This window comes from Sinomonas sp. G460-2 (assembly GCF_047759905.1).
Taxonomy (GTDB): Bacteria; Actinomycetota; Actinomycetes; order Actinomycetales; family Micrococcaceae; genus Sinomonas.
This window is the reverse complement of sequence record NZ_JBKZWT010000106.1, coordinates 1-11438: the sequence shown is the minus strand read 5'-3', so window position 1 is coordinate 11438 and position 11438 is coordinate 1. Positions and strand designations below refer to the sequence as shown.

The following is an 11438-nucleotide window of genomic DNA, read 5'->3' as shown; positions in this document are numbered from 1 at the left end:
CGACCGCCTCGCGGCCGCCGGCATCGCGGTTGAAGACCACGCAGACGGGGCCACCTGGAGCCTCGCGCAACCCCAGATCACCACCACCGGAACGGGAGCATAGATGGCCGCGAACGGGCGCCCCGGCGCGCGCAAGACCAATAAGAAGGGTGCGACCGTCGGCACGGGAGGCCACGGGCGAAAGGCCCTCGAGGGCAAGGGCCCCACCCCCAAGGCCGAGGACCGCGTCTACCACAAGGCCCACCGGACCAAGGAGCTCGCCGAGCGCTCGGCCGCGAAGCGCCAGGGCCAGCCGGGCCGCCTCGCCGCGGGCCGCAGTGCCGGCCGGCCCAAGGCCATGGAGGAGATGGTCACGGGCCGCAACTCCGTGGTGGAGGCCCTCCGCGCGGGCGTGCCCGCGAAGGCGCTCTACGTGGCGATCCGCATCGAGCAGGACGACCGCGTCCGCGAGTCCATGAAGCTTGCGTCGGAAGCCGGCATCCCGCTCCTCGAGGCACAGAAGCCCGAGCTCGACCGCATGACGGGCGACGCCATCCACCAGGGCCTCGCGCTCCAGGTCCCCCCGTACGAATACCCGGACGCGTTCGAGCTCGTCGAGGACACGATCGAGAAGTGGAAGAAGGGCCACGTCGCCTCCACGCCGCTGTTCGTTGCGCTCGACGGCATCACGGATCCGCGCAACCTCGGCGCGATCATCCGCTCCGTCTCGGCCTTCTCGGGTCAGGGCGTGGTCGTCCCCGAGCGCCGGAGCGTCGGGATGACTGCCGCGGCATGGAAGACGAGCGCAGGCGCGGCCGTGCGGGTTCCGGTCGCGAAGGCCGCGAACCTCAATACGCTGCTCCGCCAGGCCAAGGACGCGGGCTACTTTGTGCTCGGCCTCGATGGCGACGGCGATGTGCAGCTCCCGGGGCTCGCGCTCGCCACGGAGCCGGTCGTCGTCGTCGTCGGCTCCGAGGGCAAGGGCCTCTCGCGGCTCACGCGCGAGCTGTGCGACCAGATCGTCTCGATCCCCATCGACTCGCACATGGAGTCCCTCAACGCGGGCATGGCCGTGGCGATCTCGCTCTACGAAGTCTCGACGCGCCGCGCCGGTTCGAGGTGACCGCGATGCGCGTCGCGCTCGTCCAGCTGACCGCGGGCCGCGAGCTCGAGGCCAACCTCGAGCTGATTCGCGCCGGGATCCGCGAGGCGGCGGGGCACGGTGCCGGCATCGTGGTCTTCCCCGAGGCGAGCATGCGCGCGTTCGGCAATTCGCTCGTCGACATCGCCGAGCCGCTCGACGGTCCGTGGGCCGCGGCGGTGCGGGCCGCCGCGGACCAGGCCGGGGTCGTCGTCGTTGTGGGGATGTTCACGCCGGGGCACTCTGGGGGCGCGAAGCACACGGTGCGGAACACGCTCCTCGTCCACGGGCGCGGCATCGACACGCATTACGACAAGATCCACCTCTATGACGCGTTCGGCTTCAGGGAATCGGACACCGTGACGGCGGGCACCGCGCCCGTGCAGTTCACGCTCGACGGCGTGACGTTCGGGCTCGCGACGTGCTACGACGTGCGCTTTCCCGCGCTGTTCACGGCGAACGCTGCCGCCGGGGCGCACGTTCAGCTCGTGTCCGCGTCATGGGGCGCGGGGCCCGGCAAGGCGGAGCAGTGGGACCTGCTCGTGCGCGCCCGCGCGGCGGACTCCACGAGCTACGTCCTCGCGTGTGGCCAGTCCGAGCCGGGTGCCGCGGGAGTCGAGGCCCGCCCCGGCGCGCCGACCGGAATCGGCCGGAGCGCCGTCGTCGGCCCCTACGGAAACGTCATCGAGCGGGCCGGGGACGCCCCCGAAATCCTCTACGCGGACATCGACACCGCGGTGGTCGACGACGCGCGCCGCACCCTGCCCGTCCTCGCCAATCGCGTCACGCTCTGAGCACGCGGGACCTTCGGCCCTGGCACGGCCAGTAGGATTGGCGCTGATGAGCAGCAACATGACGATGCCGCTGGCCTTCGTGGTCACCCCATCGCAGCCGTTTCCGCTCGGGCTCACGCCTGCCCGAAGCGCCGAGCAACAGGCTGCGCAGACGGTCAACCTTGCCGTCTACGCTCCCGGGCTCGACGCCGTCGACGTGCATTTCCTCGACGCGGGCGGCGTGTGGCACAAGGAGCCGCTGCCCGAGCTGACCGACGGGGTGCACCACGGACTCGTGGCAGGCATGCCCGAGGGAACCCGCTACGCCTTCGCCGCGCGCACCGCGGGCGACGGCAAGGTGCCCGGGCCCGGCACAGCCGAGCTGCTCCTCGATCCGTACGCGCGTGCCGTCGCGACCGTGCAGCTGCCGCGCGGGAAGGGCGAGTCCGACGGCGAAGAGCTCCTGGGCGTGCGCGTGCATGAGCACTTCGACTGGGGCGGGATCGCGAAGCCGAACGTCCCGTGGCGCGACACGATCGTCTACGAGGCCCACGTGCGCGGCCAGACGATGCGGCACCCGGACATCCCCGAGGAACTCCGCGGGACGTACGCGGGCATGGCCCATCCGGCGATGATCGAGCACCTCCAGCGGCTCGGTGTGACGACGATCGAGCTCCTGCCAATCCACGCGCACCTCGACGAGATGCATCTCCAGGACCTCGGCCTCGCGAACTATTGGGGCTACAACACCGCGGCGTTCTTCGCGCCGCACCCGGCATACGCGACGCGCGCCGCCCAGGAGGCGGGCCCGCAGGCGGTCCAGGACGAGCTCAAGGGCATGGTCAAGCTCCTGCACCTCGCCGGCATCGAGGTGGTCCTCGACGTGGTCTACAACCACACGGCGGAGGAGGGGCCGGACGGCCCCTCGGTGAGCTTCCGCGGCCTCGGGGACGCGAACTACTACCGGACCGACCCCGAGGGCCGGTACATCGACACGACCGGATGCGGGAACACGCTCGACTTCGGGAACCCCCGCGTGGTGCAGCTCGCGCTCGATTCCCTGCGCTACTGGACCGAGGAATTCCAGATCGACGGCTTCCGCTTCGATCTCGCCGTCACTTTGTGCCGCGACGCGCAGCACCAGTTCACGCCGCTGCACCCTTTCCTCGTCGCGGCCGCCGCAGACCCGGTGGTGTCGCGGGCCAAGCTCATTTCCGAGCCCTGGGACGTGGGCATGGGCGGTTGGCAGACCGGCCGCTTCCCCCAGGGCTGGGCCGACTGGAACGACCACTACCGCGACACCGTGCGCGACTTCTGGCTCGCCGACCGCGGCTCGATCGAGGCCGGGGGCCTTGGCGGCCCGACGGCGCGCCTCGCGGATGTCCTGTCCGGCTCGCACGGGCTGTTCGCCGCTTCCGGCCGCACGGCGCTCGCGTCGATCAACTTCGTCACGGCCCACGACGGCTTCACCCTCGCCGACCTCACGGCCTATCACCGTAAGCACAACGAGGCGAACGGCGAGCAGAACCGCGACGGCGCGACCCACAATCGCAGCTACAACCACGGCTTCGAGGGCCGGACCGAGGTCGAATCGATCATCGCCGCGCGGACCCAGACGGCGAAGAACGTCATGGCCACCCTCATGGTCTCCCTCGGCGTGCCCATGATCACGGCCGGCGACGAGTTTGGCCGCACCCAGCAGGGCAACAACAACGCGTACTGCCAGGACAACGAGACCACGTGGCTCAACTGGAACCTCGACACCGCGGGCCGCGAGATGCTCGACCACACGCGCTGGCTCATCCGGATCCGGCGGGACTTCCTCGAGCGCCAGCCGGCAAGCTACCCCGCGCGCGAGGAGAGCAACTACTTCCACTGGTACGCCTCGGACGGGCGGCTCATGGACCCCGACCGCTGGCAGGACCCGAACCAGCGGATCCTCCAGTTCCTGCTCGGCTCGCGCGAGGGCTACCTCGACGGTCTCGTGGTCATCAATGGCGGGCCCGAGTCCGCGGAGCTCGTGTTCCCAGAGGCGTTCGGGCACGATTACGCGTTCGAGCTTCGATATTCGACGGCACCCCGCGGCGAGCAGCGCATCGGCACGGTGTTCGCGAGCGGTCAGGGCGACGTGGCCGAGCCGTGGTCGCTCGCGATCTACCGGGCACGCCACGGCGCTCCCGGCACGCACACGAGCCCGTACGGCAAGACGCCGTAGACCGGCGGCAAGCGCGAACCATGGGTTGCGCCGTCACGTCCGCGGGGTGTTTCACCCCGTGGACGTGACGGCGCAACGGGAGAAGCGTCAGCCCGCGTTGACCACGAGCCCGAGCTCGGCCTTCGACGCGAGCGCCTCATGCCGCGGCATGACCCGAACGGTGTAGCCGAACGGCCCCGAGCGCTCGATCGTCACGGTGCCGCCGTACAGGTAGCGGCCGTTCCCGAGCGTCTGCACGGCCTCGAGCTCCACGATGTGCGTCTCCGTGAGCTCGTCGCTCTCGTCGACACGGCCGTACCCGATCTCGACGAGCACATCGGTGGGGTTGAGCACCCCGAGGTTGAGATACGCGTTGACGTGAAGCCGGTCGCCGATCTGCGGGACCTCGGACAGCCCGCCCGACTCGATGTGCTCGACGTGCACCTGCGACCAGTTGGTGCGCACGTGCTTGGTCCAGGCCGCGAGCTCGCGTGCCTGCCGGAAGTCGTCGGCTCGCGCGGAGCGGCCGGACACGGCGGCGGGCGTGTAGAGCTCGCGGACGTAGTCGCCGAGCATGCGATCGGCCGAGACGGCCGGGCCGAGGTGCGAGAGCGTGTGCTTGATCATGGAGACCCAGTGCGTCGGCACCCCGTTCGTGCCAGCGGCAGAGGGGCCCGCGGCGCCCGCCGATTCGGCCCCCTCCGCCTTGCTCGAGGCGCCGTAGAAGCGCGGCGCGACGTGGTCCTCGATGAGCTCGTACAGCGCGGCCGCCTCGACGTCGTCCCGCTCCTGCGGGCTCGCCTTGTCGCCCGCGGTCGGGATGGCCCAGCCGTTCGAGCCGTCGTACATCTCGTCCCACCAGCCGTCGAGCACGGACAGGTTGAGCGAGCCGTTGATCGCGGCCTTCATCCCGGACGTCCCGCACGCCTCGAGCGGCCGGAGCGGGTTGTTGAGCCACACATCGCACCCGGGGAAGAGCGTCCGGGCCATCGCGATGTCGTAGTTCGGGAGGAACGCGATGCGGTGCCGCACCTCGGGATCGTCCGTGAACCGCACGAGATCCTGGATCATCTTCTTGCCCGCGTCGTCGGCGGGGTGCGACTTCCCCGCGATCACGATCTGGATCGGATGCTCGGGGTCGAGCAGGAGTCGCTTGAGCCGCGCGGGGTCGCGCAGCATGAGCGTGAGGCGCTTGTACGTCGGCACGCGGCGCGCGAAGCCGATCGTGAGCACATCCGGGTCGAGCACCGAGTCCGTCCAGGCCAACTCGGCGTCCGCGGCGCCGCGCTTCTTCCACGAAGCCCGCAGCCGCCGTCGTACGTCCTCGACGAGCCGCGCGCGGAGCTGCCGCCGCACGGCCCAGATCTCCTCGTCGCTCACATTGAACACGACGTCCCAGCGCCCGCCCACGGCGGCGCCGGGCGCGAGCTCCTCGGCGAGGTCCGTGATCGACGAGTCGATCCACGTGGGCACGTGCACGCCGTTCGTGACGGACGAGATCGGCACCTCGGAGTGGTCGAAGCCCGGCCACAGGCCCGCGAACATCGCGCGGGAGACCTCGCCGTGAAGCTTGGCCACGCCGTTGGCGCGCTGCGCGAGCCGTAGGCCCATGACGGCCATGTTGAACACGGACGGGTCGCCGCCCTCGTAGCTCTCGCGGCCGAGCTCGAGGATCTTCGCGGTCGGGACCGACGGGGCGAGGCCCGCGTCGAAGAAGTACCTGATCTGTGCCGCGTCGAAGCGGTCGATCCCGGCCGCGACGGGCGTGTGGGTCGTGAACACGGTCGACGCGCGGCCCGCGACGAGCGCCTCGTCCCAGCTCAGCGGCTCCTCCGTGGCCATGAGCTCCTGGATCCGCTCGATCCCGAGGAAGCCCGCGTGCCCCTCGTTGGTGTGGAACACCTCGGGCGCGGGGCAGCCCGCGAGCCGCTCGTAGATGCGGATCGCCTTGACGCCGCCCATGCCGAGCAGGAGCTCCTGCTGGAGGCGGTGGTCGCCGCCGCCGCCGTAGAGGCGGTCCGTGATGGCGCGGGCGCCGTCGTCGTTCGCGGGGACGTTCGAGTCGAGCAGGAGGAGCGGGACGCGGCCCACATCGGCCCGCCAGATGTACGCGTGCAGCTTGCGCCCGTTCGGGAGCGGGAGGGTCACGACGGCGGGCGTGCCGTCCTCTTCCCTGAGCAGCGTGAGCGGGAGCGCGTCCGGGTCGAGGACGGGGTACGTCTCCTGCTGCCAGGCGTCCCGCGAGAGAGCCTGCTTGAAGTAGCCGGACTGGTACAGGAGGCCGACGCCGACGAGCGGCACCCCGAGGTCGGACGCCGCCTTGAGGTGATCGCCCGCGAGGATCCCGAGGCCGCCCGAGTACTGGGGGAGGACCTCGGTGATGCCGAACTCGGGGGAGAAGTACGCGATGCAGCGCGGCGCGCCCTCGCCGAGCGTCTGGTACCAGCGCGGGTTCTCGAGATAGCGGCGCAGGTCTTCGCCCGCGGCGGCCACGCGTTCCACGACGTCCGCATCCTCTGCGAGGTCCGCCAGCTTCTCGCGCGAGATCGAGCCGAGGAATCCCACCGGATCGTGGCGACTCTCCTCCCACAGCCCGGAGTCGAGGCTCTCGAACAGCTTCCGGGTGGGCTGATGCCACGACCAGCGCAGGTTCGTGGCGAGAGCACCCAGCGCCGCGATGGGCTCAGGCAGGACAGTGCGTACGGTGAAACGACGTATGGCCTTCACGTGCGCCACCCTATCTGAGCCTGTCTCGACACTGAATACCATCCGGTAACGCGCCGGTGAATGACGCGTGGACGGCGGACGTGCCGGTCACGCGGCCGCGTCACGTCCTTCGCATTCGGCAAGCAGGCGGACTATCGTGGCGGGTGTTTGACCCTTGCCGTGCCCGCCGCGAAAGGATCCTGCTGTGCCTGGTCTAGAACCCGCGCTACCTGACAAGCTCCGTTTCGGCCGGTTCCCCATCACGGACGTCTCGCCCGTGGTCGAGGACGGGGACTTCCCTGCGAAGGCCCTTCCGGGAGAGGGGATTGTGATCTCCGCGACCGCGACCCGCGAGGGCCACGATGCCCTCGGAGTCTCCGCCGTCTTGTACACCCCGCGCGGCAAGGAGAAGCAGCGCGTGCGGCTCGAGCAGCTCGGGAAGGGGCTCGACCGCTGGAGCGGCGTGCTCACCCCGGGCAAGCCGGGCCTGTGGAGCTTCGCTGTCGAGGCCTGGCACGACCGCTACGGGACGTGGCACCACAACGCCGACGTCAAGATCGCCGCGGGCGTCGACGTCGAGCTCATGCTCGCCGAGGGTGCGAAGCTCCTGCACGATGCCGCGGACGACGACGACCGCTCCGAAGCGGACCGCCGCACGTTCCGCGCGGCCGCCGAGGCCCTCGCGGACACCTCCCGCTCGGTTCCCGAGCGCCTCGCCGCCGGCGAATCGCCTGAGGTGCTCTCCGCCGTCGAACGCTTCCCGATCCGCGAGCTCGTGACGGTCACGAAGCCCTATCCGCTCCTCGTGGAGCGGGACCGCGCGGGCCGCGGATCGTGGTACGAGTTCTTCCCGCGTTCCGAGGGCGCGTGGCGCGATCCGCAGACCGGCCAGTGGACGTCCGGGACGTTCCGGACCGCGGCCGAGCGTCTCCCGGCCGTGGCGGCGATGGGCTTCGACGTCCTGTACATGCCGCCGATCCACCCCATCGGCGTCGCGTACCGCAAGGGCCCCAACAACACGCTCGTCGCCGGAGCGGGCGATCCGGGGTCCCCGTGGGCGATCGGCGCCCCCGAGGGCGGGCATGACGCGATCCACCCCGACCTCGGAACGTTCGAGGATTTCGACGGGTTCGTGGCCCGCGCCAACGAACTGGGCCTCGAGGTGGCGCTCGACCTCGCGCTCCAGGCCTCGCCAGACCATCCGTGGGTCAAGAACCACCCGGAGTGGTTCACCACCCGCGTGGACGGCTCGATCGCGTATGCCGAGAACCCGCCGAAGAAGTACCAGGACATCTATCCGCTCAACTTCGACAACGACCCCGAGGGCCTGAGCCGCGAGATCCTGCGGATCGTCAACCTGTGGATCGATCACGGCGTCTCGATCTTCCGCGTCGACAACCCGCACACCAAGCCCGTGTGGTTCTGGGAGTGGCTCATCGGGAAGGTCAACAAGAAGAATCCCGACGTCGTGTTCCTCGCCGAGGCGTTCACTCGGCCGGCGATGATGAAGTCGCTCGGGCGGGCGGGGTTCCAGCAGTCATACTCGTACTTCACGTGGCGGAACACGCGCGAGGAGCTCGAGGAGTTCTTCACGATGATCACGAAGGAATGGGCGCCGTTCTACCGGCCCAACCTCTTCGTGAACACGCCGGACATCCTCACGGAGTACCTCCAGTTCGGCGGCTGGCCGGCCTTCAAGATCCGCGCGGTTCTGGCGGCCATGGCGGCGCCGACGTGGGGCGTCTACGCGGGCTACGAGCTCTTCGAGCACGTCGCCCGCCCGGGGGCCGAGGAGTACATCGACAACGAGAAGTTCGAGTACAAGGAGCGCGACTGGGCCCGCGCCGAGGCGGAGGGCCGTTCGCTCGCCCCCTACATCACGCGCCTCAACGAGATCCGGCGCGCTCACCCGGCGCTCGCGGACCTGCAGAACCTCACGCTGCAATCGTGCACCGACGATGCGACGCTCGTGTTCTCGAAGCACAAGGTGCTCGACGACGGCGCGAAGGACACGCTCATCGTCGTCGTCAACGTAGATCCGCACAGCACCCGGGAAAGCCTCGTGCAGCTCGACCTCGAATCGCTCGATCTCGAGCCCGGGCTCTTCGACGGAGATGGCAAATTCCGGGTTGATGATCTGATTACGGGGCAAAGCTGGTGGTGGGGGGAGGAGAACTATGTGCGGCTCGACGCCCATGTGGAGCCCGCGCACATTCTCCACGTGAGGCGCTAGCCGGGCGCGGACCGCGGCGCTAACGTTAGGGCTCACTGCGCCGCCCGGACCCGTCAGCCAGACCGTCGGAAGGATCTTCCCCAGATGAACCTCGGCCAGCAGGCAAAGCAGCCGTTCTCCTTCAATGCGCCCGGCCTCCAGCATGATCCGCATTGGTACCGCAAGGCCGTCTTCTACGAGGTTCTTGTGCGGGCGTTCGCGGACGCGAACGGCGACGGTTCCGGCGACATCCAGGGGCTCATTGACAAGCTCGACTATCTGCAGTGGCTGGGCGTGGACTGCCTCTGGCTCCCGCCGTTCTTCGAGTCTCCGCTCCGGGACGGCGGCTACGACGTCTCGGACTACGAGTCCGTGCTGCCCGAGTTCGGATCGATCAGCGACTTCCAGCGCCTTGTCGCGGAGGCACACGCGCGGGGCGTCCGGATCATCATCGACCTCCCGATCAACCACACTTCGGACCAGCATCGCTGGTTCCAGGAGTCGCGGCGGAACCCCGACGGGCCGTACGGCGACTTCTACGTGTGGAGTGACACGGACCAGAAGTACACGGACGCGCGCATCATCTTCATCGACACCGAGGAATCGAACTGGACGTTCGATCCGATCCGCCGGCAGTTCTTCTGGCACCGCTTCTTCAGCCACCAGCCGGACCTCAACTTCGAGAACCCGGCCGTGGTCGAGGCCGTCTTCGACGTCTTCAAGTTCTGGCTCGACCAGGGCGTGGACGGCATCCGCGCGGACGCGATCCCGTACCTCTTCGAGGAGGACGGGACCAACTGCGAGAACCTCCCCGCGACCCACGAGTTCCTCGTCAGTCTCCGCGCCATGATGGACCAGAAGTACCCCGGCCGGATCATCATCGCCGAGGCCAACCAGCCGCCCCACGAGGTGGTCGAGTACTTCGGGACCGAGGAAGCCCCCGAATGCCACATGGCCTTCCACTTCCCGATCATGCCGCGGCTCTACTACGCGCTGCGGGACCAGCGGGCCAGCCCGATCATCGACACGATGGTGGACACTCCGGCGATCCCGCGCGGCGCCCAGTGGGGTACGTTTCTGCGGAACCACGATGAGCTCACGCTCGAGATGGTCACGATCGAGGAGCGCGAGGCGATGCTCGGCTGGTACGCCTCGGATCCGCGAATGCGAGCCAACATCGGCATCCGGCGGCGCCTCGCGGCGCTTCTGGACAACTCCCGCCACGAGCTCGAGCTCATCAACGCCCTTCTCCTGTCCCTGCCGGGAAGCCCGTTCCTCTATTACGGCGACGAGGTCGGCATGGGGGACAACATTTGGCTGCAGGACCGCGACGCGGTGCGCACGCCCATGCAGTGGAACCCGGACCGCAACGCGGGCTTCTCCGTGGCAGACCCGGGCAAGCTGTACCTCCCGACCATCCAGTCGCTCGTCTACCACTACTCGATGGCGAACGTCGAGGCGGAGATGGCGCACTCGGGCTCGCTCCTGCGGTGGACCCGGAACATCCTCGGCGTGCGGCGCGGGCATCCGGTGTTCGGACTCGGCAGCTACCGCAACATCAACGCGGAGTCGGAGCAGGTCCTCGCGTTCGTCCGCGAGCTGCGGGCGGGGGACGTGCCGGGCGAGCAGGACGAGACCGTCCTGTGCGTCTTCAACCTGTCCGGCCACCCCGTGGCCTCGCAACTCGACCTCAACGGCTACGAGGGCCGCGGCCTGCGCGACCTCTTCGGCGGCGAGCCGTTCTCGCAGGTCGGTTCCGACGGCCGGTTCCACGTGACCCTTGGCTCGCACGGCTACTACTGGCTGCGGATCCGCAGCGCGGGCAGCGTCCCGAGCAGCCCGTTCACGCAGGCGATGCCGATCATCACATCCGAGACCCACCAAGGGGAGCTGATCGAATGACGGACGCTGCGGAACCCATCCTGACCCCGCCCATCGCCGAGTTGCTGGAGCGTTGGCTCCCGTCTCAGCGCTGGTACCCCGCGAAGGGCCGTCAGGCCGAGTTCGCGCGCGCCGGCGGCATCCGGCTCGAGGACCCAGAGGGCAAGGTGGACATCGAAATTCACCTCATGCGAGTGCGCGCTGGGCGGCTCGAGGTCGTCATCAACGTGCCGCTCACCTACCGGTCCGAGCCGCTGCCCGGCGCGGGGCATGCGCTCGTGGGCCGGAGCGAGCATTCCGCGTTCGGCCCGCGCTGGATTTACGACGGCGTCCACGACCCCGCGTTCATCGGCGCCCTTCTCGCGCTGGTCGCCTCGGGCGGCCCCGCGAAGGAGGGCACCGCATGGGGCCGGACGAGCGGTGCCGGCCACATCCCGCAGGGCGCGCTTTCCTGCACGGTGCTCTCGAGCGAGCAGTCCAACAGCTCGATCATCGTGCGTTCGCCGGAGGGCGAGGCCGCGATGGTCAAGGTCCTCCGGCAGCCCGCCGACG

At 69.4% G+C, this 11438-nt stretch carries 7 protein-coding genes; 6 read left to right on the top strand and 1 reads right to left on the bottom strand.

Translation table 11 applies throughout. The features are described from left to right. Positions 1 to 103 precede the first annotated feature (103 nt). From rlmB to glgX, 3 genes are read left to right on the top strand one after another with little or no spacing between them, the layout of a single operon-like run. A complete protein-coding gene (rlmB, locus tag ACLN58_RS11590; RefSeq protein WP_415855413.1) occupies positions 104 to 1102 on the top strand; it encodes a 23S rRNA (guanosine(2251)-2'-O)-methyltransferase RlmB in 999 nt (332 codons plus the stop codon). Between the two features lie 5 nt (positions 1103 to 1107). Then, positions 1108 to 1914, top strand: coding sequence for a carbon-nitrogen hydrolase family protein (locus tag ACLN58_RS11585; protein ID WP_415855412.1), 807 nt, complete (start codon positions 1108 to 1110; stop codon positions 1912 to 1914). Between the two features lie 46 nt (positions 1915 to 1960). Next, complete coding sequence (gene glgX, locus ACLN58_RS11580; RefSeq protein WP_415855411.1) at positions 1961 to 4108, top strand: glycogen debranching protein GlgX; 2148 nt, start codon at positions 1961 to 1963, stop codon at positions 4106 to 4108. A gap of 87 nt (positions 4109 to 4195) precedes the next feature. On the opposite strand, the gene glgP is transcribed toward glgX, so the two are convergent. Further along, complete coding sequence (glgP, locus tag ACLN58_RS11575; RefSeq protein ID WP_415855410.1) at positions 4196 to 6814, bottom strand: alpha-glucan family phosphorylase; 2619 nt, start codon at positions 6812 to 6814, stop codon at positions 4196 to 4198. Between the two features lie 184 nt (positions 6815 to 6998). Between glgP and ACLN58_RS11570 the strand changes: the two genes are divergently transcribed. From ACLN58_RS11570 to ACLN58_RS11560, 3 genes are all read left to right on the top strand, one after another. Next, complete coding sequence (locus ACLN58_RS11570) at positions 6999 to 9026, top strand: alpha-1,4-glucan--maltose-1-phosphate maltosyltransferase (RefSeq protein WP_415855409.1); 2028 nt, start codon at positions 6999 to 7001, stop codon at positions 9024 to 9026. Between the two features lie 84 nt (positions 9027 to 9110). Continuing rightward, complete coding sequence (treS, locus tag ACLN58_RS11565) at positions 9111 to 10907, top strand: maltose alpha-D-glucosyltransferase (RefSeq protein WP_415855408.1); 1797 nt, start codon at positions 9111 to 9113, stop codon at positions 10905 to 10907. Beyond that, positions 10904 to 11438: maltokinase N-terminal cap-like domain-containing protein (locus ACLN58_RS11560; protein ID WP_415855407.1), on the top strand; the 535-nt coding region annotated here is incomplete at its 3' end. The genes treS and ACLN58_RS11560, both read left to right, overlap by 4 nt.